General features: G+C 68.4%; 21 protein-coding genes and 2 pseudogenes. 11 read left to right on the top strand and 12 right to left on the bottom strand.

Annotation, left to right across the window (positions count from 1 at the left end; genetic code table 11):
- Positions 1–8: 8 nt before the first annotated feature.
- From CSC76_RS08410 to CSC76_RS08400, 3 genes and pseudogenes are all read right to left on the bottom strand, one after another.
- A complete protein-coding gene (locus CSC76_RS08410; RefSeq protein ID WP_162109584.1) occupies positions 9–2,000 on the bottom strand; it encodes an acetyl-CoA carboxylase biotin carboxylase subunit in 1,992 nt (663 codons plus the stop codon).
- Positions 2,000–2,401 (bottom strand): VOC family protein, encoded by a 402-nt coding sequence (locus CSC76_RS08405; protein ID WP_162109583.1) that lies wholly within the window; start codon positions 2,399–2,401, stop codon positions 2,000–2,002. The genes CSC76_RS08410 and CSC76_RS08405 overlap by 1 nt, the downstream gene beginning before the upstream one ends.
- A 4-nt stretch (positions 2,402–2,405) precedes the next feature.
- A pseudogene (locus CSC76_RS08400) lies at positions 2,406–3,205 on the bottom strand (enoyl-CoA hydratase-related protein).
- Positions 3,206–3,313: 108 nt separating this feature from the next.
- Between CSC76_RS08400 and CSC76_RS08395 the strand changes: the two are divergent.
- The 3 genes from CSC76_RS08395 to CSC76_RS08385 are packed head-to-tail and all read left to right on the top strand — an operon-like array spanning position 3,314 to position 5,676.
- On the top strand, positions 3,314–3,559 hold the full coding sequence (locus CSC76_RS08395) for a FeoA family protein (RefSeq protein WP_162109582.1): 246 nt from the start codon (positions 3,314–3,316) through the stop codon (positions 3,557–3,559).
- Complete coding sequence (gene feoB, locus CSC76_RS08390; protein ID WP_162109581.1) at positions 3,556–5,421, top strand: ferrous iron transporter B; 1,866 nt, start codon at positions 3,556–3,558, stop codon at positions 5,419–5,421. The genes CSC76_RS08395 and feoB overlap by 4 nt, the downstream gene beginning before the upstream one ends.
- A 3-nt stretch (positions 5,422–5,424) precedes the next feature.
- A complete protein-coding gene (locus CSC76_RS08385; protein WP_162109580.1) occupies positions 5,425–5,676 on the top strand; it encodes a DUF6587 family protein in 252 nt (83 codons plus the stop codon).
- Positions 5,677–5,685: 9 nt separating this feature from the next.
- Here the strand turns inward: CSC76_RS08385 and CSC76_RS08380 are convergent, their stop codons facing one another.
- The 6 genes from CSC76_RS08380 to CSC76_RS08355 all read right to left on the bottom strand — a co-directional run bounded on the left by CSC76_RS08380 (position 5,686) and on the right by CSC76_RS08355 (position 10,736).
- Positions 5,686–6,054, bottom strand: coding sequence for a hypothetical protein (locus tag CSC76_RS08380; RefSeq protein ID WP_162109579.1), 369 nt, complete (start codon positions 6,052–6,054; stop codon positions 5,686–5,688).
- Positions 6,051–6,584 (bottom strand): bactofilin family protein, encoded by a 534-nt coding sequence (locus CSC76_RS08375; protein WP_162109578.1) that lies wholly within the window; start codon positions 6,582–6,584, stop codon positions 6,051–6,053. The genes CSC76_RS08380 and CSC76_RS08375 overlap by 4 nt, the downstream gene beginning before the upstream one ends.
- 186 nt (positions 6,585–6,770) lie before the next feature.
- Positions 6,771–8,378 (bottom strand): carboxyl transferase domain-containing protein, encoded by a 1,608-nt coding sequence (locus CSC76_RS08370; protein WP_162109577.1) that lies wholly within the window; start codon positions 8,376–8,378, stop codon positions 6,771–6,773.
- A 121-nt stretch (positions 8,379–8,499) separates the two neighbouring features.
- Positions 8,500–8,877 carry a hypothetical protein gene (locus tag CSC76_RS08365; RefSeq protein ID WP_162109576.1) on the bottom strand — a complete coding sequence of 126 codons (378 nt, stop codon included), beginning with the start codon at positions 8,875–8,877 and terminating at the stop codon, positions 8,500–8,502.
- 167 nt (positions 8,878–9,044) lie between these two features.
- The gene (locus tag CSC76_RS08360) at positions 9,045–9,389 is read right to left on the bottom strand and encodes a hypothetical protein (RefSeq protein ID WP_162109575.1); all 345 of its coding nucleotides are present in this window, start codon (positions 9,387–9,389) and stop codon (positions 9,045–9,047) included.
- Between the two features lie 171 nt (positions 9,390–9,560).
- On the bottom strand, positions 9,561–10,736 hold the full coding sequence (locus tag CSC76_RS08355; protein WP_162109574.1) for a thiolase family protein: 1,176 nt from the start codon (positions 10,734–10,736) through the stop codon (positions 9,561–9,563).
- A gap of 112 nt (positions 10,737–10,848) precedes the next feature.
- Here CSC76_RS08355 and CSC76_RS08350 point away from each other — a divergent pair, with 112 nt between their 5' ends.
- Positions 10,849–11,622, top strand: a complete 774-nt coding sequence (locus CSC76_RS08350; RefSeq protein ID WP_162109573.1) for a DUF2189 domain-containing protein — start codon at positions 10,849–10,851, stop codon at positions 11,620–11,622.
- A 118-nt stretch (positions 11,623–11,740) separates the two neighbouring features.
- On the opposite strand, the gene CSC76_RS08345 is transcribed toward CSC76_RS08350, so the two are convergent.
- Together CSC76_RS08345 and CSC76_RS08340 are read right to left on the bottom strand one after the other, a co-directional pair.
- Entirely contained in the window at positions 11,741–12,913 is a 1,173-nt protein-coding gene (locus CSC76_RS08345; RefSeq protein ID WP_162109572.1) for an isovaleryl-CoA dehydrogenase, read from the bottom strand.
- A 53-nt stretch (positions 12,914–12,966) separates the two neighbouring features.
- Positions 12,967–14,067: a Glu/Leu/Phe/Val dehydrogenase dimerization domain-containing protein gene (locus CSC76_RS08340; protein ID WP_162109571.1), complete on the bottom strand. Its 1,101-nt coding sequence runs from the start codon at positions 14,065–14,067 to the stop codon at positions 12,967–12,969.
- Positions 14,068–14,284: 217 nt separating this feature from the next.
- Between CSC76_RS08340 and CSC76_RS08335 the strand changes: the two genes are divergently transcribed.
- From CSC76_RS08335 to CSC76_RS08305, 7 genes are all read left to right on the top strand, one after another.
- Complete coding sequence (locus CSC76_RS08335; protein ID WP_162109570.1) at positions 14,285–14,905, top strand: TetR/AcrR family transcriptional regulator; 621 nt, start codon at positions 14,285–14,287, stop codon at positions 14,903–14,905.
- A gap of 20 nt (positions 14,906–14,925) precedes the next feature.
- A complete protein-coding gene (locus CSC76_RS08330) occupies positions 14,926–15,855 on the top strand; it encodes an alpha/beta hydrolase (RefSeq protein ID WP_162109569.1) in 930 nt (309 codons plus the stop codon).
- 121 nt (positions 15,856–15,976) lie between these two features.
- Positions 15,977–19,612, top strand: coding sequence for a methylmalonyl-CoA mutase family protein (locus tag CSC76_RS08325; RefSeq protein ID WP_162109568.1), 3,636 nt, complete (start codon positions 15,977–15,979; stop codon positions 19,610–19,612).
- Between the two features lie 120 nt (positions 19,613–19,732).
- A complete protein-coding gene (locus CSC76_RS08320; RefSeq protein WP_162109567.1) occupies positions 19,733–20,323 on the top strand; it encodes a hypothetical protein in 591 nt (196 codons plus the stop codon).
- 235 nt (positions 20,324–20,558) lie between these two features.
- On the top strand, positions 20,559–20,840 hold the full coding sequence (locus tag CSC76_RS08315) for a type II toxin-antitoxin system RelE/ParE family toxin (protein ID WP_162109566.1): 282 nt from the start codon (positions 20,559–20,561) through the stop codon (positions 20,838–20,840).
- A gap of 23 nt (positions 20,841–20,863) precedes the next feature.
- A complete protein-coding gene (locus CSC76_RS08310; RefSeq protein WP_162109565.1) occupies positions 20,864–21,154 on the top strand; it encodes a HigA family addiction module antitoxin in 291 nt (96 codons plus the stop codon).
- A gap of 44 nt (positions 21,155–21,198) precedes the next feature.
- Complete coding sequence (locus tag CSC76_RS08305; protein WP_162109564.1) at positions 21,199–21,564, top strand: energy transducer TonB; 366 nt, start codon at positions 21,199–21,201, stop codon at positions 21,562–21,564.
- Positions 21,565–21,744: 180 nt separating this feature from the next.
- Here the strand turns inward: CSC76_RS08305 and CSC76_RS08300 are convergent.
- Positions 21,745–22,161 (bottom strand): annotated as a pseudogene (locus CSC76_RS08300) (type II toxin-antitoxin system RelE/ParE family toxin); the annotation flags it as partial.

Here is a 22,161-nt window from a genome sequence, read left to right as displayed (position 1 = left end):
GGCGGCCCTCATTCCAGCGCCACGAGGACGGTATCGGCCTCGACGAAATCGCCGGCCGCCGCGCGCACGTCGGCAACCACGCCGTCGCGCGACGCCTTGACGGCCAGTTCCATTTTCATCGCTTCCATCACCAGCAGCTCCTGTCCGGCCACCACTTCATCGCCGGGCCGCGCCTTCACCAGCACGACGCGTCCCGGCATCGGTGCAACGATCTTTCCGCTCCCCGACGCCTCGGCCATATCCGTGCGCCGGTAGGCCGGCCCCGTCTCCACCGCCGTCCGGTGTTCCCCATCGTGCAGCGTCAGGCGCGTGCCATGCCGCAGGATGCGGAATCGTCGCGCCTGTCCATGGATACGCAAACCGAGCAGGTCGCCGGTCAGGCGGGCGTCCTCGACTTCGTGCACCTCATCGGCCAGTTCGATGCGATAGCGTCCGCCATGGCCGTGCGCCAGCGCCGTCCAGGTCTGCCCCAGGTGGGCGAAGGCGAGGGGGCGCGCGCCGGCATGACCCAGCCGCCAGCCGTCGGCGATGGCCCAGGGCGAATCCGGTTCGTCGCCATCCCCGGCCTGAGCGCGGGCGCGGGCTTCCTGCCAGAGCAGTTCAGCAGCCACCAGTGCGAGTTGCTGTGCCGGTGCCAGCGATGGGGTGGGCATGAACTCGTCCAGGGGGCGGTCGAGGTAGCCGGTGTCGATCCAGCCCCCGGTCACGGCCGGATGCCGCGCCAGCCTTTCCAGGAACGCGATGTTGGACTTGGGGCCGGCGATGTCGCAGCGCGCCAGGGCGTCGCGCAGGCGGGCGAGCGCCTCCATCCGGTCGGCACCATGGACGATCAGCTTGGCGATCATCGGGTCGTAGAAGATCGTGACCGTGTCGCCTTCCACCACGCCGGCGTCGATCCGCACGCCCGGGGACGCCTCGGGTAGCGCAAGCCGTTCCAGGCGACCGGACCCGGGCAGGAAACCGGCCTCCGGGTCTTCGGCGTACAGGCGCACCTCGATCGCATGACCCTGCTGGCGGATGTCCTCCTGGGCCAGGGGCAGCGCTTCGCTCGCGGCCACGCGCAGCTGCCATTCCACCAGGTCCAGCCCGGTAACGAGCTCGGTGACCGGGTGCTCCACCTGTAGGCGGGTGTTGATCTCCATGAAATAGAACTGCCCGTCGGGATCGACGATGAACTCCACGGTGCCGGCGTTGACGTAATCGATGGCCTGCGCGGCCTTCACCGCCGCATCGCCCATCGCCGCGCGCAGCGCGGGCGTCAGGAACGGCGAGGGCGACTCCTCCAGCACCTTCTGGTAGCGGCGCTGGGCCGAGCACTCGCGTTCGTTGAGGTGCAGCGTGTGGCCATGAGCATCAGCGAACACCTGGATCTCGATGTGGCGCGGCGACGTCACGTAGCGCTCCAGCAGCACGCGGTCGCGGCCGAAGGCGTTGGCGGCCTCGCGCTGGCAGCTTTCCAGCTGGGCGATGAAGTCCTCCAGCCGGTGCACCACGCGCATGCCCTTGCCACCGCCGCCATGAGCGGCCTTGATCATCAGCGGGAAGCCGATGCGCGCGGCTTCGCGGGCCAGCGTGTTCGGCGACTGGTCCTCGCCGGTATAGCCGGGGACGACGGGCACGCCCGCGGCCGCCATCAGTTCCTTCGCACCGGCCTTGCTTCCCATCTTGCGCATCGACGTGCCCGAGGGCCCGATGAACACCAGGCCGGCCGCCGCGACGGCATCGGCGAAGTCGGCGTTCTCCGACAGGAAGCCGTAGCCGGGATGGATGGCCTCCGCGCCAGCCTCTCTGGCCGCCGCGATGACGGCGTCGCCGCGCAGGTAGCTGTCCGCCGGACGCGGCCCGCCGATCAGGTAGGCCTCGTCGGCCTGGCGTACGTGCTGGGCATCGGCGTCCGCCTCGGAATACACCGCGACGGTGCGGATGCCGAGCCGCCGGCAGGTACGGATGACACGGCAGGCGATCTCGCCGCGGTTGGCGATCAGGATTTTCGAGAACATCAGGCGTCGGTATCCGCGGGCAGGTGGCAGACGGCTTCGATGTTGTGGCCGTCCGGATCGATGGCGAAGGCGCCGTAGTAGTGGGGGTGGTAATGCGGGCGCAGCCCGGGCGCGCCGTTGTCGCGCGCACCCGCGGCCAGCGCCGCGGCATGGAACGCGTCGACCTGCGCGCGGCTGCCAGCCGTGAACGCGATGTGCGCACCGCGACCGGGCTCGCCGTCGCCCTTGCCGACCCAGAAGTGCGGGCGACCGGGCGGGCCGAACCCGCAGCCCTCGTAGCCGCCGGTCATGTCGCGCGTGACCTCCATGACCACGCCATATCCCAAGGTCGCCAGCACGCGCTCGTAGAACGCACGGCTGCGCGCGTAGTCGGCAACTTCGATGCCCAGATGGTCGATCATCGGTTCAGTCCTCCACCCAGCGGGGCGCGCGCTTGTCGAGAAAGGCGGACAGGCCTTCCTGTCCCTCCGGCGACACCCGAAGGCGCGCGATCAGGTCGGCGTTGTCGCGGTCGGCACGATCGCGGTCGGCCGTGGCGGCCACGCGTGCGACCAGCTGCTTCGCGTGCGCTGCGGCTACCGGTCCGGCCTTCAGCAGCAGCGCGATCTGGCGCTCGATGGCGGCGTCGAGCGCATCCGCTTCGACCACCGTGTGCAGCAGGCCGATCCGCAGCGCCGTGGCGGCATCGAAGATCTCGCCGGTGGCGAACCAGCGCCGTGCCTCGCGCGTGCCGATCGCGGCGATGACGTACGGCGAGATCACGCCGGCAGCAGGCCCAGCTTGCTTTCGGTCAGGCCGAACTTCGCCTCGGGCACGCCGATGGCGATGTCGCAGCAGGCCACCAGGCCCACGCCGCCGCCGAAGGCCGCGCCCTGCACGCGGGCGATCGTGGGCTTGGGCAGTTCGTCCAGGGTGCGCATGAGGCGGGCGAGGGCGAGGGCGTCGTCGCGGTTCTCGGCCTCGCTGGCCGACGCCATGCCGCGCATCCAGTTCAGGTCCGCACCGGCCGAGAAAGACGCCCCGCTGCCTTCCAGCACCACCACGCGCACGGCCGGGTCGCCGGCCAGCTGGTCCAGGGCAGTGGTCAGGGCCGAGATCAGGCCGGCGTCGAACGCGTTGTGGAGAGCCGGGCGGTCCAGGCGCAGGCGGGCCACGGCGCCGCCGCGTTCCAGTACGAGAGGGTGTCCCTGCGGGGCTTCCGCCATTGCAGCCGTTCCTTGCGAAGTCGCCGAATGATACCGGCACGCTGCGTTGCAGCCTTCCTGCACTGCGGCGATGCTACAATGAGAATAGTTCGCATTTGAGAGTCTGGCGTGATCCTCACAGAGCTACCCTCGCGTATCCCCGCCATCGTCGAGTCCGTGGAAGAGCATGGTCCGCAGGACGCCATTGCCCGGCGCCTGCGTGAACTGGGCTTCGTCAATGGCGAGGAAGTGGAAGTGGTGGCGAAAGGCCCGTTGGGTGCCGAACCGCTGCTGGTGCAGGTGGGCTTCACCCGCTTCGCACTGCGACGTTCCGAAGCCGCGCGCATCCGCCTGCGCAACGGAGCGGCGGCATGAGCGCCGCAGACGCCTCGACGCTGCGGCTGGCGCTGGTCGGCAATCCGAACTGCGGCAAGACCGCGCTGTTCAACCAGCTGACCGGCAGCCGCCAGAAAGTGGCCAACTACGCCGGCGTTACCGTCGAGCGCAAGGAAGGGCGGTTGCACTCGGCCGCATCCGGCCGCCACTACGCGGTGCTCGATCTGCCGGGAGCCTACAGCCTGCACGCGGCCAGCCTGGACGAGGCGGTCACCCGCGATGTCTGCCGCGGTTTCTATCCGGGCGAGCCCGCGCCCGACGTGCTGGTCTGCGTGGTGGACGCCACCAACCTGCGCCTGCACCTGCGCTTCGCGCTGGAGGTGCGCGAACTCGGGAAGCCTATGATCCTGGCGGTCAACATGATGGATGCCGCGCAGCGCCGCGGCATCGCCATCGACCTGGCTGCACTGGAGCGCGAACTGGGCGTGCCGGTCGTCGAGACCGTGGCGGTGAAGCACAACGGCGCGCGTGCGCTGGTCGAACAGATCGATCGCACGGCAGCGCACCCGCACGAACCCAGCGCGCGCCTCGCCGAGGGCGCGGACCTGCACGCCGAAACGCGCCGGCTGTTGTCGCTGGCCGTGACCATGCCCACGCGCACGGCGAAGATCGATGACGCACTGGACCGCTGGCTGCTGCATCCCGTGTTCGGCCTGCTGGCGCTGGCCGTGGTGATGTTCCTGATATTCCAGGCGGTCTATGCCTGGGCGACGCCGCTGATGGACCTGATCGAAGCGGGTACGGGCGCGCTCGGTGGCTGGGCCGGCGGCTTGTTGCCTGAAGGGCCGCTCAGCAGCCTGCTGGTGGACGGCATCATCGCCGGCCTGGGCGGCGTGATCGTGTTCCTGCCGCAGATCCTGATCCTGTTCGCCTTCATCCTGGCGCTGGAGGAAAGCGGCTACCTGCCGCGCGCGGCGTTCCTGCTCGACCGCATGATGGCCTCGGCCGGTCTGTCCGGCCGCTCGTTCATCCCGCTGCTGTCGAGTTTCGCGTGTGCGATCCCCGGCATCATGGCCACGCGCAGCATCCAGGACCCGCGCGATCGCCTGGCGACGATCCTGGTGGCGCCGCTGATGACCTGCTCGGCACGGCTGCCGGTCTACGCGCTGCTGATCGGCGCGTTCATTCCGCAGAAGACCGTGTGGGGCATCTTCAACCAGCAGGGCCTGGTGCTGTTCGGCCTGTATGCCGCCGGCATCCTCAGTGCGCTGGTCGTGTCGTGGGTGATGAAGAAGTGGCGTCGCGACAAGAGCGAGCATGCGCTGCTGCTGGAACTGCCTTCCTACCGCATTCCGCACCCGCGCGACCTGCTGATCGGCCTGTGGGAGCGCGCGATGATCTTCCTCAAGCGCGTCGGCGGCATCATCCTGGCCCTGACCATCCTGCTGTGGTTCCTGCTGAATTTCCCGGCGCCGCCCGAGGGCGCGATCGGTCCGGCGATCGACTACAGCTTCGCTGGGCGCATCGGCCACGCGATGGCGGCGTTCTTCGCGCCGCTGGGGTTCAACTGGCAGATCTGCATCGCGCTGATTCCCGGCCTGGCCGCACGCGAGGTCGCGGTGTCGTCGCTGGCGACCATCTACGCGTTGTCGGCCGCCGACGACGACGCGGCGATCCAGGCGCTGACCCCGGTGATCAGCGATGGCTGGTCGCTCGCCACCGCGCTGTCGCTGCTGGTGTGGTTCATCTACGCCCCGATGTGCATCTCCACGCTGGCCACGATCAAGCGCGAGACCAACTCGTGGAAGCAGATGGGCTTCGCCGCGTTCTACCTGTTCGCGCTGGCCTACCTCGCCTCGCTGGTGACCTACCAGGTCGCCAGCGCATTGGGCGCCGGCTGAACCATGGACGCCTCGCTCGCCCTGCAGTACGCCATCATCGCCATCGCGGTGGTGGTCAGCGCGGGGGTGGTGCTGAAGAAGCAGTTTCCCGGCCCGGTGCGCAAGGCGCGGATCGCGCTGGCGCTGCCGCTGCTGCGCGAGGGCAGGGCGGCGTGGCAGCAGAAGCTGGGGCGCTGGATCGCCCCGGCGGGTTCCTCGGCCAACGATGCCGCCTGTGGCGGCTGCAATGGTTGCGGACCCGACAAGAAGGGCTGACCACGTGTCTTAATGCCGCGTGCGCCGTCCTGCAGCCTTGCCGGTGGCGGGGTTCAGTTCCACGGACAGGACGAAGCTGCGCCGTTCGTGCGGCTGCATGGCGCCGACGCCGACGACCTGGCGGGTGACTTCCTCACCCCGGTCGTTGCGGATCGACAACACCACGCTGTATTCCCACGCTGCGCCCTCGGCGGGTGGCTGCAGCGTGCCCTCGATGCGCAAAGGGGTGAGCGCAGGCACCGCGTTGGCGCCCGCACCGGGTTCGAAGCGCAGGTGATGGCGGCAGCCGGGGCAGACCGCCGCACTCTCCAGGATGGTCGCCTTGCAGTGCGGGCAGGTGCGGGTGGCGCCGGCACTGCCGGGGCGGGGTTGGCTCATGCGGCGTTGCCGGGCTCCGTGCCGCCGCCCTTGCCGGCCTTGGCCGGTTCGTCCCAGCCGAAATCGGCCTGTCCGCGCATGCGCGAACCTGCCGCCACGGTGAGCGAGCCGGCCTTGACGTCGCCGACCAGGACCCCGGAGGCGAGCAGTTCGACGCGCGAGGCCGATTCGATGTTGCCCTCGAGTTCGCCGGCGATGGTCACCTTCTTGGCGCGGACGCCGCCGTTGAGCTTGGCGCCGGTTTCGATGGTCAGGTCGCCCTGCACGTTGACATCGCCCTTGAACCGGCCGGCGATGCGGATATGGCCCGTGCCCTCGATCTTGCCCTCGATGGTCAGGTCGGCGGCGATCAGCGACTCCTTCAGCGTCTCCTGCGGCGTGCGTTCTGGTGCGCGGGTACCCGGCGGGGCGGTGACCGTCGGCGAGAAATCGGCCACGGCCGGGGCTTCACGCATGCCGGCGGGCGTGGGTTCGGTGGGAGGCGTGACGGCCTCTTTCTTCGCGGGGCCTTGGTCTTTCCAGATGGACATGCAGGGGATGCTCCGGGTGGCAGGGACCCTGGACTATCGCCGCCCTTTCGCGCGCGCACTGTGACCTGCGCAGCCGATTGATGGCGTGGCACAGGCCAGGTGGGCGTGGTTCACCCTGGAGTCGGGCTTGTGCACGCGGCGCTCACAACGATGAAGAGGAGGCGCTGCACGAGCGCGCGCCTGATGCTACATCCGGAATACGCCGAACTTCGCCGGCTCGATCGGCGCGTTGAGCGAGGCCGAGATGCCCAGGCCCAGCACGCGGCGGGTATCGGCGGGGTCGATGATGCCGTCGTCCCACAACCGCGCAGTGGCGTACCAGGGGCTGCCCTGGGTCTCGTACTGGTCGCGGATGGGCGCCTTAAAGGCATCTTCCTCTTCCGTGCTCCAAGCCTTGCCCGCGGCTTCGATGCCGTCGCGCTTCACCGTGGCCAGCACGCTGGCGGCCTGTTCGCCGCCCATCACGCTGATGCGCGCATTCGGCCACATCCACAGGAAGCGCGCGCCGTAGGCACGGCCGCACATGGCGTAGTTGCCGGCGCCGAAGCTGCCACCGATCACCACGGTGAACTTGGGCACGGACGAGCATGCGACGGCGGTGACCATCTTGGCACCGTCCTTGGCGATGCCGGCGTTCTCGTACTTGCGACCGACCATGAAGCCGGTGATGTTCTGCAGGAATACCAGCGGGATGCCGCGCTGGTTGCACAACTCGATGAAATGCGCGCCTTTCAACGCGCTCTCGCCGAACAGGATGCCGTTGTTGGCGACGATGCCGACCGGATAGCCATGCAGGTGGGCGAAGCCGGTCACCAGGGTCCTGCCGTAGCGTGCCTTGAACTCGTCCAGTTCGCTGCCGTCAGTGATGCGGGCGATGACCTCGCGGATATCGAACGGCCGGCGCGTGTCCTTGGGCACGATGCCGTACAGCTCTTCGGCGGCATACAGCGGCTCACGGGCCTCGCGCAACGCGATCGGCACGGATTTGCGGCGGTTGAGATGGCCGACGATGCCGCGCGCGATCTCCAGCGCATGGCGGTCGTCCTCGGCGAAGTGGTCGGCCACGCCGGACACGCTGGTGTGCACCTCCGCGCCGCCCAGCGCCTCGGCATCCACCACTTCGCCGGTGGCGGCCTTCACCAGCGGGGGGCCGCCCAGGAAGATCGTGCCCTGTTCCTTCACGATGACGCTTTCGTCGCACATCGCAGGCACGTAGGCGCCGCCGGCGGTGCCGCTGCCCATGACCACGGCGATCTGCGGGATGTTCTCCGCGGACAGCCGCGCCTGGTTGTAGAAGATGCGGCCGAAATGCTCACGGTCGGGGAAGACCTCGTCCTGCAACGGCAGGAAGGCACCGCCGGAGTCGACCAGGTAGATGCAGGGCAGGCGGTTCTCGCGCGCGATCTCCTGCGCGCGCAGGTGCTTCTTCACCGTCATCGGAAAATAGGTGCCGCCCTTGACGGTGGCATCGTTGGCCACGATCACCACCTCGTTGCCCATCACGCGGCCGATGCCGCACACCATGCCGGCCGCGGGCGCAGCCCCGTCGTACATGTCCTCGGCGGCGAGCGGGGCGATCTCGAGAAAGGGCGAGCCGGGATCGAGCAGGGCGGTGATGCGGTCCCGTGCCAGCAGCTTGCCGCGCTCGGTATGCCGGTTGCGGGCCTTCTCGCCGCCACCGTCGGCGGCGCGCGCCAGCCGGCGGTCCAGTTCCTGCACCAGCACACGATGATAGGCCGCGTTGGCAGTGAAGTCGGGCGAGCGCGGATCGAGTTGCGAGGCGATGGCGGGCATGCGGTACGGAAAGGCAGGAAAGGCGGCATCAGACCATAAAGCCCGGCACGCGCCAAACCGCAGTGCAAAAGAAAAGGCCCGCTTGCGCGGGCCTTTTCCGATTCGCGCGAACGCGAGTCGATTACTTCTTGACTTCTTCAGCCTTGGCGTCGGCCTTCTCGGCCACTTCGGCAGCCTTGTCGGCGGTCGCCTGGGCGGCGTCGGCGGTGGCCGAAGCAGCGGCGGCGGCAGCGTCGGTGGCGGCGGCTTCGGTCGCAGCAGCGGCGTCGGAGGCGGCGGCCGTGGCGGCGGCAGCGGCGTCGGCGGTGGCAGCGGCGGCAGCGTCGCCCGCGGCAGCAGCGGCGTCGCCGGCGGCGGTGGCGGCGTCACCGGCAGCGGCGGCGGCCTGGTCGGCGGCGGCAGCGGCGTCGGCAGCGGCGGCGTCGGTGTTCTCGCTCTTCGTGCAGGCGCTCAGTGCCAGGGCGGCGGCGACCAGCAGGACGGTGCTCTTGATCTTCATGGTGGATCCCCAAATCGGTAGTGTGGAAGATGGTGTCGGGCAAGGCCCCTGCGTCCGATCGCGAACAGGCGCGACACGGAAGGGAACCCGGTCCCGGATACAGAAAAAGCCGCCAGCGAACTGGCGGCTCTCTCAGTTTAACGCCAAATCAGGCAACCGCCAGCAGATTACTGCTTGGTGGCTTCCTTGGCAGCGTCGGTCGCGGCTTCGGCGGTGTCGGCAGCCTGGGCAGCGGCGTCGGCAGCAGCGTCAGCGGCTTCCGTCGTGGTGGCGGCAGCAGCGTCGGTCGCGGCGGTGGCAGCGGCGTCGGCGGCAGCGGCAGCGGCGTCGGCCGACTGCTGGGCGGCGTCGGCGGTCGCTTCGCCGGTGGCGGCGGCGGCGTCGGCGGCAGCCTGGGCTTCGGTCGCGGTCGCGGCGGCGTCAGCAGCGGCGTCGGCGGCCTGTTCCTGGTTCGAGCACGCAGCCAGGGCGAAACCCAGAGCCAGCGCGATCAGAGCCTTGTTCATGGTCATCGTTGAATTTCCTCGTCGTTAGTTAGGCAACGCGCAATTGCGCGCCTGCAACATGATGACAAGCCCATTACGCGTGTCAAGCGCCTGGCCGGTTATCTTTGTCACTCCGTTGTTAAACCTTATGGGGCGGGCGAAGCACGGCCGCTTCGCCCCCCATATTTGCGCAAGAACTCAGACGATCTCGACCGCGACGGCCGTGGCTTCGCCGCCGCCGATGCACAGGGTGGCGATGCCACGCTTGAGGCCGCGGACACGCAGCGCGTTGACCAGGGTGACCACCAGGCGCGCGCCGGAGGCGCCGATCGGATGGCCCAGCGCACAGGCACCGCCGTTGACGTTGACCTTGGCGTGGGGGATGCCCAGTTCCTTGATCGGCGCCATGGCCACGACGGCGAAGGCCTCGTTGACCTCGAACAGGTCCACCTGGTCCACGGTCCAGCCGACCTGCTTGAGCAGTTTGTCGATGGCCGCGACCGGCGCGGTGGTGAACCACTCCGGTGCCTGCGAATACGTGGCGTGGCCGACGATCCGGGCCAGCGGCTGGATGCCGCGCCGGGCGGCTTCGTCGGCGCTCAGCAGCACGGTGGCCGCAGCGCCGTCGGAGATGCTGGACGAACTGGCCGCGGTGACGCTGCCGTCCTTCTTGAAGGCGGGCTTCAGGGTGGGGATCTTGGCGACATCCGACTTGCCCGGCTGCTCGTCCGAGGCCACTTCCACCTCACCCTTGCGGGTGGCGACCTTGACCGGAACGATCTCGCCGTCGAAGGCGCCCGAGGTCTGTGCCGCCTGGGCGCGGGTGACCGATTCGATGGCGTAGGCGTCCTGCTCCTCGCGGGTGAAACCGAACTTGGCCACGGTGGCCTCGGCGAACACGCCCATGGCCTGGCCGTCGTAGGGATTGGTCAGGCCGTCCCAGGCCATGTGGTCGACGGCCTGGAAGTTGCCGTAGCGGTTGCCAGTGCGCGAGTTGGGAATCATGTGCGGGGCATTGCTCATGGACTCCATGCCGCCGGCGACCACGATGCTGGCCGACCCGGCCTTGATCAGGTCATGTCCCAGCATGATGGCCTTCATGCCCGAGCCGCACACCTTGTTGATGGTGGTGGCGCCGGCCGCATCGGGAATGCCCGCGGCGCGGGAGGCCTGGCGAGCCGGCGCCTGGCCCAGGTTGGCCGGCAGCACGCAGCCCATGATGACCTCGGACACGTCCGCGGCCGGAATGCCGGACTGCTCCAGTGCCGCGGCGATGGCGGCGGCGCCCAGCGTCGGGGTGGGAACGCCGTTGAACTGGCCAAGGAACGAGCCGATGGCGGTGCGCTTGGCGGCGGCGATGACGATGTCGGACATGGGAGGTTCCCGCGAGGAGTGAGGCGCCGATTATCCCGCCCCCGCCCGACGGCGGGCAAATCGGCCGTTGGTACAGGGCCGCGCCGGCGTATGCTGGTGGCAGGAGGGGAGCATGGCGGAACCACCAGCGACAGACCCGGCGGCGCGTCCTTTCGTCGTGCCCTGCGCCGATCTGGACACGGGCGCGCCCTGGCGCTGGCTGCGTGCGGGCTGGCGGGACCTGCGCCGCGCGCCGGCATTGAGCCTGCTGTTCGGGGTGGTGATCGTGCTGGTCAGTGCCGGCATCTCATGGCTGGCCTATGCGCTGGGGCGCTTCGCGCTGCTCGCGACTCTGCTGTCGGGCTTCGTGTTCGTGGCGCCCTTGATCTGCGTGGGCCTGTACTGCGTCAGCCGGGCGCTGGAGCAGGGGCGCACGCCGCGCCTGCGCGATTCGTTCGTGCTTGCGCGCCGCGTGCTGGGGCAGGCGGGGGTGTTCGCGCTGGGGCAGGGGGTGATCATCCTGCTGTGGTCGCGCGCCGGCATGAGGGTCGGTGCGTTCTTCCCGTTCGACGGCGGGGATCCGGGCGCGTTCTGGGAGTTCCTCGCGCTGGGGTCTGCGGTCGGCGCGGTGTTCGCCACGCTCACCTTCGCCGTTACCGCCTTCTCATTGCCGATGATCGCCGACCGCGACGTGGACATGGTGACGGCGGCCGTCTCCAGCGTGCATGCCGTGATGCGCAACAAGCGCGTGATGCTGGTGTGGGGCCTGCTGCTGGTGGTGCTGACGGCGATCGGCTTCGCCACCGCGCTGCTGGGCCTGGGCCTGCTGATGCCCTGGCTGGCCTACGCCAGTTGGCATGGGTACCGGGAGACGCTGGATGCCGCCGCGTGGCCGGCGCTGGAGTGAGCGGCGTGCGGGGCGTTGGGGTGCTCAAGGCGCGGCGTAGGGCGGGCTCAAGCCCGCCTTCGCGATGGACGCACGTACGTAACGGCGGGCCGGGGCCCACCCTACGACGACCTCCAGATCAGCCCCGGCCGTCGAACAGTTCCCGCCCGATCAGCATGCGGCGGATCTCGTTGGTGCCCGCGCCGATGGCATACAGCTTGGCGTCGCGGAGCAGGCGGCCGGCGGGGTACTCGTTGATGTAGCCGTTGCCGCCCAGGGACTGGATGGCTTCCAGCGTGACCTGCACGGCCGCTTCGGAGGCATGCAGCAGGCAGCCGGCCGCCGCGGCGCGCGAGCCCTGGCCTTCGTCGCATCCGCGCGCCACCTGGTAGGCGAAGGCGCGGCTGGACTGCAGGGCGGTGTACATGTCGGCCAGCTTGCCCTGCATCAGCCCGAAGGGGCCGATGGCTGCGTCGAACTGCTTGCGTTCGCGCACGTAGGGCAGGGTGATGTCGAGCGCGGCCTGCATCAGGCCGATGGGTCCGCCGCTCAACACCAGGCGCTCGGTGTTCAGGCCGCTCATCAGCACGCGCACGCCCTGATTGACCTCGCCCAGCACGTTCTCGGCCGGGATCTCGCAGTTCTCGAACACCAGTTCGCAGGTGTTGCTGCCGCGCATGCCCAGCTTGTCCAGCTTCTGCGCGGTGGAGAAGCCCTTCATGCCGCGCTCGACGATGAAGGCGGTCATGCACTTGCTGCCCGCGTCCTTGCCGGCGGTGCGCATGTAGACCAGCAGCACATCGGCTTCCGGCCCGTTGGTGATCCACATCTTGTTGCCGTTGGCGAGCCACACGCCATCCTTGAGCTCGGCACGGCAGCTCATCGAGCCGACCACGTCCGAGCCTGCGCCCGGCTCGCTCATGGCCAGCGCGCCCTTCCACTCGCCGCTGCACAGCTTCGGCAGGTACTTCGCGCGCTGGGCGGCGTTGCCGTTGAGGTAGAGGTTGGAAACGCACAGGTTGGAGTGCGCGCCGTAGCTCAGGCCCACCGAGCCCGAGGCGCGCGAAATCTCCTCCATCGCCACCAGATGGGCCAGGTAACCCATGCCGCTGCCGCCGAATTCGGGGTCCACGGTGATGCCCAGCAGGCCCAGTTCGCCCAGCTTGGGCCACAGGTCCTGCGGGAACGCATTGTCGTGGTCGATCTGCGCCGCACGCGGCGCGATCTCGGTCTGCGCGAACCGCTGCACGGCTTCGCGCAGCGCATCCAGGTCTTCGCCCAGCGGAAACCCGCTGACGGTATCCGGTCGCATTCGGTCCTCCCTCCTATTGCGGCCAATCCATGTTGTCGATGGAACGTCCTACGTCAGTGTTCGCCGCGCAGATGCCCCATGAAGCGCGGCGCGGTGCGGCCCAGCGGCAGCTTGAGCTTGCCGATCGCGGTCATGCGCGCTTCGGCGATGCGGTCGGCGGCGTACTGCGGCGCGATGTTTTCCTTCTCCGCCAGGTCGAAGATCCTGCCGACCGTGTGGTAGATGGTCCGCATCATGCGCATGGCGCGCTCGCGGTTGTAGCCGTCGATCTCCAGCGACACGTTCATCACGCCGCCGGCGTTCACCGCGTAATCGGGCGCATACAGGATGCCGCGCTTGGCCGCTTCCACGCCGGTGACATGCGACATCTGGTTGTTGGCGGTGCCGCAGATCACCTTGGCCTTCAGGCGGGGCAGGGTCTGCTCGTTGATCGCGTATTCCAGCGCGCACGGGCTGAACACGTCCACCGGCAGGTCGTAGATCTCGTCGGGCTTGACGGCTTCGGCGCCGTATTCCTCCACCGCGTGTTCGACCAGCGCCGGATTCAGGTCGGTGACGAACAGCTTGGCGCCGCGTTCCTTCAGCAGCTTCACGTATTCCATGCCGATGTGGCCCAGGCCCTGCACGGCGAAGCTGTACTTGCCGATCTCCTCGTTGCCGAACTTGCGGTTCAGCGTGGCCATCAGGCCCTGCAGCGCGCCGTAGGCGGTGAACGGCGCCGGGTCGCCGGAGCCGCCGTGCACCTGGTGCACGCCCACCACGTATTCGGTCTCGCGGTAGACGTTCTCCATGTCGTTGACGTCGGTCCCCACGTCTTCGGCGGTGATGTAGCGGCCGCCCAGCGAATCCACGTAGCGGCCGAAGCTGCGGAACAGCACCTCGGTCTTGTCCACGGTGCTGTCGCCGATGATCACGGCCTTGCCGCCGCCCACGTTCAGGCCGGCCAGGGCGTTCTTGTAGGTCATCGTGCGGCTCAGCCGCAGCGCGTCGTTCAGCGCCAGCGCGCTGTCGGCATAGGGCCGCATGCGCACGCCGCCCAGCGCCGGGCCCAGCACGGTGCTGTGGATGGCGATGATGGCCTTCAGCCCGGCATCCGGGTTGTGGCAGAAGATGACCTGTTCGTGGCCGGAAGTGTCGAGGGTTTCGAAGATCATGGGTGGGCTCCGGTGCGCGGGTGGGGCCGGCGCGGGCTTGCCTTCACGGCTAACGGGTTGTCAGAAAAGAAAAAAGCGACGTTTCCGGAACATGGCCGTGGTCGTCGCAGGGCGGCAGTTTAATGCAATCGGCGGTGGGCGGCATGACCATGCCGCCACGGCACATCGGCCGCGAGGCCGGTTGTGCAAATCGAACGGTCGTGCTATTTCTGCCCGCATGACGCCGCAAGCCGCCACCCACAAGGGCAACGCCACCCGCGAGATGATCCTGGCGCGGGCCTACGACATCGCCGCCCGGCACGGTCTGGAGGGCCTGTCCATCGGTGAACTGGCCACGGCGGCCGGCATGTCCAAGAGCGGCGTGTTCGCCCACTTCGGCTCGCGCGAGGACCTGCAGTTGACCGTGCTGGAATGGACGGCCGAGCGGTACGCCCGCGCCGTAATCGCCCCGGCCATCGGCCAGCCGCGCGGCCTGCCGCGCCTGCGCGCGATCATGGAGAACTGGTTCCGCTGGGTGTGCGACAACCCGGATGGCTGCGTCATCCTGGCGGCCGCGCACGAATACGACGCCCGTCCGGGCCTGCTGCACGACCGTGTCGTCGACTGGCTGCTGCAGCTGCGCCAGCAGCTGGTGAAGGCGATCGGCATGTGCATCGACACCGGCGAACTGTCGGCGAAAACCGACCCGGTCCTGCTCGCGTTCGAACTGTTCGCCGTCGCCCAGGGCCTGCACGACGCCCGTCTTTACGACGCCGAACAGGCGCCGTTGCTTGCCCGCCGTTCCCTGGACCGCCTGCTGGCGTCCTACGGCGCCCCCGCTGTCTCCACCCCCGCCTGACGCTCCCGAGGTCCGCCGCCATGGCCGCTGTCACTGTCCGTCAAAATAGCACGACCGTTCGCAAACCTCTCGCGCTGCGCCTGCTGAGCGTCCGCCTGGCCGTCGGCAGCTGGCTCGCCCCGCGCAGCACGCTGACCCGCGCGTTCCAGCTGTTCTGCACGCCCATGCCCGGTGCCCGCACGCGGGCGAGGCAGGCCGATACCGGCGGCGCGCGCGTGGGTGAACTGGTCTTCGGCCGCGAACGGCTGACCACTTATACATGGGGCGATCCCGCCCGCCAGCCGACCGTCCTGCTGGCCCATGGCTGGTCCAGCTTTGGCCTGCGTTTCCTGCCGTGGGTGGAACCGCTGCGTCGCGCTGGCTACGCCGTGGTGACGTTCGACCAGCCCGCGCATGGCCGCAGCAGCGGCCGCCGCGCCACGCTGCCGATGTTCGCCGACGCGATTGTCCGCGTAGGCGAACACGTCGGCCCGCTGGCCGCCGTCGTCGGCCATTCGCTGGGCGGGGCAGGGACCGCCATCGCCATGGCGCGCGGGCTGCAGGCAGAACGGGTGATCCTGCTGGCGCCTGCGGCCGATCCCTTCGACGCCGCGCGCCGCTTCGGCGGCATGGTGGGACTGGCGCAGTTCCTCAGCCGGCGCCTGTTCGACGAGTACCAGGAACTCACCGCTCATGACGTGGGCGACCTGCATGCCCACGCCACGGCCCCGCGCATCGGTCGTCCCGGCCTGATCGTGCACGACTTGGAAGACACCGATGTGCCGTGGTGCGAGGGTGAGCGCTACGCGCGTTACTGGCCGCAGGCCACGCTGCTCAGCACCACCGGCCTGGGCCACCACCGCGTGACCATCGCGCCGGAAACGCTCGATGCGTCGCTGCGCTTCCTTCGTGGCGACCCCGTCGGGCAGCGCGTCGTGTCCACGCATGCGCTGCCGTTCGGGCTGTGCTGACCGGCGTTCCGCACGCTCCCGTATCGTGAGGCGAGCCGGTCCATTGGTATGCAAAAGGTGAGGTGCTCACGCACGAGCGGCTACAATCCCGCTTCTGCATTCGTACCGTGAGTGAGCACGCGTGAGTACACCCGCCAGCCAGTTTCCCGCCGCCCAGACCGACCGTACGCCGCTGCGCTTCGTGACCGCGGCCAGCCTGTTCGACGGGCACGACGCCGCCATCAACATCATGCGGCGGCTGATCCAGGGCGAGGGTGCGGAGGTGATCCACCTGGGCCACAACCGCAGCGTCGAGGATGTCGTGCGCGCCGCGCTGCAGGAAGACGCCGACGGCATCGCGCTGGCCAGTTACCAGGGCGGACATGTCGAGTACTTCAAGTACATGGTCGACATGCTGAAGGAGCGTGGCGCCGGCCACGTGCGCGTGTTCGGCGGCGGCGGCGGCACCATCACCCCGGAGGAGATCGCCGAACTGCAGGCCTACGGCGTGGAGCGCATCTACCACCCGAACGACGGCATGAAGATGGGCCTGGTGGAAATGATCCAGGACGTGGTGGCGCGTGCGCAGCACGCGCGGGAATCGGGAACAGGGAATGGGGAATCCCTGCACGCCGTCAGGCCCGATCTGCACGACGAAGCCGCCATCGGCCGCATGATGTCCGCCATCGAGGATGGCGTTTTCAATGAGCAGGAGCTGGCCAGGCTGCGCAAGCAATGGGCTGCCGCCGGCTCCGATTCCCCATTCCCCGTTCCCCATTCCCGCACGGGCGGAACGCCCGTGGTCGGCATCACCGGCACCGGCGGCGCGGGCAAGTCGTCGGTCACCGACGAGCTGATGAACCGCTTCCTGTCGTGCTTCCCGCAGATGCACATCGCGGTGATCTCGGTTGATCCCACCCGTCGCCGCACCGGTGGCGCGCTGCTGGGCGACCGCATCCGCATGAACACGCTGCGCAGCGAGCGCATCTACATGCGCTCGATGGCGACCCGCCGCCAGCACGTGGCGACCAATGCCGTGCTGAAGGACTGCATCGCCTTCCTGAAGTCGCTGGGCTTCGACCTGGTGATCGTGGAGACCGCCGGCATCGGCCAGAGCGATTCGGAGATCGTCGACCTGGTCGACTTCCCCATGTACGTCATGACCAGCGACTACGGTGCGGCCAGTCAGCTGGAGAAGATCGACATGATCGACTTCGCCGAGCTGATCGTGCTGAACAAGTACGACAAGCGCGGCGCCGAAGACGCCCTGCGCGACGTGCGCAAGCAGTGGAAGCGCAACCGCGTGGCGTTCCAGACCGCGGACGCCGACGTGCCGGTGTATCCCACCATCGCCAGCCAGTTCAACGACCCCGGCGTCAGCTGGATGTTCGCCAACCTGTGCCGCCTGCTGCGCGACAAGCTGCAGCTGCCGGCGGAGAAGTGGACGCCCGCCATCGACACGGATCTGAAGGAACCACGCGCCACGGTGCTGATCCCCGGCAGCCGCGTGCGCTACCTGGCCGAGATCGCCGAACAGGGCCGCGGCATCAATCGCCGCATCGAGACCGAAGCCGAGACCGCCAGCCGCGCGCAACACTACTGGAACGCGTTGAAGGATCTGGAAGATCCGGCGTTGCCGAAGGCGCTGGAGCTTTACGCCACCGACGCTCTTGTAGATGCGCCCCATGGGCGCGATGCTCTTCCGTCGGCTGCGGAGGAAAGCATCGCGGGCATGGCCCGCTCCTACAACGGCCCCGACCGCTCCTTGTTGACGCTGCGCCAGCGCTACAACGATGCGATCCAGTCGCTGTCGTCCGAAGCGCTCAAGCTGCTGCGCGAATGGCCGGCCCGCCACAAGGCGGTGACCGACCCGGTGAACGAGTACCAGGTGCGCGGCAAGACCATCCGCATCGACAACTACACCACCTCGCTCAGTCACCAGCAGATCCCGAAGATCGCGCCGCCGCCGTACCAGGGCTGGGGCGAACTGCTGACGTTCCTGCAGAAGGAGAATCTGCCGGGCAGCTATCCGTACACCGGCGGCGTGTATCCGTACCGCCGCACCGGCGAGGACCCCATCCGCATGTTCGCGGGCGAGGGCACGCCGGAGCGCACCAATCGCCGCTTCCATTACCTGAGCGTCGGCCAGCCGGCCGCGCGCCTGTCCACCGCCTTCGACAGCGTCACCCTGTACGGCGAAGATCCGGCGCCGCGTCCGGACATCTACGGCAAGATCGGCAACTCCGGCGTCAACATCCCCACGCTGGACGACATGAAGAAGCTGTACTCCGGCTTCGACCTGTGCGCGCCCACCACCTCGGTGTCGATGACCATCAACGGCCCGGCGCCGATCATCCTGGCAATGTTCATGAACACCGCCATCGACCAGCAGGTGGAGAAGTACCTGAAGGCCGACGACGCGCGCTGGGCCGAGGCGCAGAAGAAGATCGACGCCTTCTTCGAAGGCCGCGTTCGGCCGCAGTATCACGGCGAACTGCCGCCGACCAACAACGGCCTGGGCCTGGGCCTGCTGGGCATCACCGGCAACCAGCTGGTGGACGCGGACACCTATGCCCGCATCAAGGCCGAGACGCTGGCCACCGTGCGCGGCACCGTGCAGGCCGACATCCTGAAGGAAGACCAGGCGCAGAACACCTGCATCTTCAGCACCGAGTTCGCCCTGCGCATGATGGGCGACATCCAGCAGTACTTCGTCGACAACGGCGTGCGCAACTTCTACTCGGTGAGCATCAGCGGCTACCACATCGCCGAGGCCGGGGCGAACCCGATCAGCCAGCTCGCCTTCACCCTGAGCAACGGCTTCACCATTGTCGAGTACTACCTGGCGCGCGGCATGAAGATCGACGACTTCGCGCCCAACCTGTCGTTCTTCTTCAGCAACGGCATGGACCCGGAGTACACCGTCATCGGCCGCGTCGCCCGTCGCATCTGGGCGCGTGCCATGCGCGAGCGCTACGGCGCCAACGAGCGCAGCCAGATGATGAAGTACCACATCCAGACCTCGGGCCGCTCGCTGCACGCGCAGGAGATCCAGTTCAACGACATCCGCACCACGCTGCAGGCGCTGTATGCGCTGTTCGACAACTGCAACAGCCTGCATACGAATGCCTATGACGAGGCGATCACCACGCCCACGGAAGAGAGCGTGCGCCGCGCGGTGGCCATCCAGATGATCATCAACAAGGAGCTGGGGCTGAACTTCAACGAGAACCCCTGGCAGGGCAGCTTCGTCGTCGACCAGCTGACCGACATCGTGGAAGAGGCGGTCTACAAGGAATTCGAGGCCATCAGCGAGCGCGGCGGCGGGCTGGGCGCGATGGACACCATGTACCAGCGCGGCAAGATCCAGGAAGAGTCGCTGTACTACGAGCACAAGAAGCACGACGGCAGCCTGCCGCTGGTGGGCGTGAACACCTTCCTGCCGCGCGAGCACGGCGGCGAGATCGCCACCGAGATCGAGCTGATCCGCTCGACCGAGGAAGAGAAGGCCCAGCAGATCGCCAACGTCCGCGCGTGGCAGGCCAGCCGCAACGGGCTGGCGCCGGAAGGCGAGACCGACCACAGCCACGCCGCGGCGATGGAAGAACACGCTGAGCCGGAAGTCCACGACGGCCACGGCCTGGCCTACCTGCAGCGTACCGCCCGCGAGCGCCGCAACGTGTTCGAGGCCCTGGTCGAGGCGGTGAAGACCCACAGCCTGGGCCAGATCAGCCACGCGCTGTACGACGTGGGCGGCGAGTACCGGCGGAACATGTAAGCCGCAGAAAACGAAAGCCCCGCTTCGGCGGGGTTTTTCTTTGTGCCCTGCACGGGGCTGACGTGTCACGCCCCGTCGCTTATAGTCCCCTGCCATCGGAGAGGCCGCGGGGAGGCCGACATGGAAATCAGTCAGAAGAAGTACTCCAACCGGGTGCGTTACGTCTTCGGTGACGAGGAACTGGACTACCACGTGCAGGACAGTTCCGGCAGCCGCTCGTTCTCGGTGCCTTACTCGGCGATCAGCCGCGATCGGCAGACCCTGGTCGAGCGCAACCAATGGCTGCGCAACGTGGGCCTGCTGTGGATCGTGCTCGGTGTGGTGACGACGGGCCTGAGCCTGACCGGCGACCAGGGGCTGAAGATCTCGTTCTGGATCTGGGTGGGCCTGGCCTGTTACGGCGCCTATCACCTGTTCTCGACGCGCTTCACCATCATTCCGACCGAGGCCGGCAATCTGCTGGTCATCGACGGTCCGGAGGGTCAGCGCATCCTCGACGAGATCGTCACCCGTCGAGCCGCTTACATGCGCGAGCAATACGACTTCATGCCAGAGAACGATTCGCCCGAGCAGCACCGTAGCCGTTTCAAGTGGCTGCACCGCGAGGGCGTACTAAGCGATGATGAACTCGCGCAGCGCCTCGCCGTCGTCGACGCGATGGACCCCGCGCGCGGCGTGCCCGGCCCCGAACCCGGCGCGCGGTTCAACTGAGGCTCCGTGTGATCCACTGAAACCCCGCCTCGGCGGGGTTTTCTTTGCGGGTGACGGCGTCGGCTTTTGTAGGCCGGGTCGACAGACCCAGCATCCCGTGCGCGTAAACCTCTGGTGCTGGGTCTGTCGACCCAGCCTACGGACGGGTGGTGCCCGGGAGCCGGCGTCCTCGGGCCTTTTTTCGTTTAGCCTATGACGGGTTGCGTTACATGACGGGCGGCGTTATGGTAGCCCCGTGATCCGGGACTTCGCCGACAAGGAAGCCGAGAACGTCTGGAACGGCACGCCTTCACGGCGTCTGCCGTCCGGCATTCAGGCTGTTGCCCGTCGCAAGCTGCGCATGTTGAACAACGCTGCCACGCTGGACGATCTGCGCATTCCACCGGCGAACCGGCTGGAGGCGCTGAAAGGCGACCGCAAGGGCCAGCACAGTATTCGGATCAACGATCAATGGCGCGTCTGCTTCCGCTGGAAGCAGGGCGACGCGCACGGCGTGGAAATCGTCGATTACCACTGACCTGTCATGAGAGGAGTTCTTCCATGAAGACCCTGCCCAATATCCATCCCGGTGAAGTGCTGTTGGAAGAGTTCCTGCTGCCGATGGGCATCAGCCAGAACGCGCTGGCGCGGGCGGCCGGGGGGCCGCCGCGCCGCGTCCACGAAATCGTGCTGGGCAAGCGCGGCATCAGCGCCGACACGGCGGTCCGGCTGGCGGCGGCCTTGGGCACAAGCGAACGCTTCTGGCTGGGCCTGCAGGCCGACTATGACCTGGAAGAAGCGCGCCGCGCCTTGGGCGACGCGGTCGCGCGCATCACGCGGATCGCGGCATAGAGGGTGTGTTCGGCATGTACTCCGCATCGGTATGCGCGTATCCCATGACAACTGCCCGCCGCCACGCCATCCCTGCACTCATGCTGCTGCTGGCCACCTCCGCCGTCGCCCAGCCCGTCTCCGAAGACGCCGAGTTGCACCGCGCCTATTCGCAGGCTGTGCGGCATGCCATCCGCACCCACTGGGTGCTGCCGGCGGAAGGCGTCACGGGCCAGTGTCCGGTGCTGGTGCGGCAGTTGCCGGGTGGCGAGGTACTGCATGTGGCGGCTCATCCGGCGTGCACCTTCGACGAGGCGGGGCGACGGTCCGTGGAGGACGCGGTGTGGTCCGCCAGTCCGCTGCCGTACCACGGGTTCGAACGGGTGTTCGCGCGCGAGATGCGGGTGACGGTGCGAGCTGACGGGGAGTGACTGCAGGCGGTTGGGCTTTCCCTCTCCCTGCGCGGGAAATCCGGGCCCGGGACTTGATACGGGCGGTGGGTGGGGGGGCGAGCGGAGTGCGGATGCCTCGGCGCCCGGTTCGTTACCGCGCGCTGCCCCTCATCCGCCCGCTGGGCACCTTCTCCCCGCAGGCGGGGGGAAGGAAAAGCACTAGCGGTACGCCCCCGGTCCGCGCCAGATCAGTTCGCCGCGGCGGTAGATGCGCATCACGTTGACCACGTCGCGGGCGTCGCCGATGGTGGCCAGGGCGGGGTCGTTGGGTTGCATCAGGCGGCAGCCGCCGGAGCCGCGGGTGGCCACGATCTCCAGGGCGCAGACCATCAGCTCGCGGCGGCCGGGTAGGGGGAAGGAGACTTCCTTCATGCCCTGGGCCTGCCAGTCGGCGACTTTCAGTTCGTTGCGCAGGTCGTAGTAGATCTGGTGGCCGTCCACTTCCATGCTGGGGGTGGCGGCGTTGCCCTGGTTGTTGCCCTGGCGTTGGCCGGTGCCGACGGTGCGGCCGTAGTTGTCGGGGGCCGTGTCCTGGGCCAGCATGCCGGGGGGCTGGCCCAGGACACGGCCCCCGAC

The sequence above is a fragment of the Pseudoxanthomonas mexicana genome, from assembly GCF_010093385.1.
Lineage (GTDB): Bacteria > Pseudomonadota > Gammaproteobacteria > Xanthomonadales > Xanthomonadaceae > Pseudoxanthomonas_A > Pseudoxanthomonas_A mexicana.
This window is presented reverse-complemented; position numbering and strand designations above follow the sequence as displayed.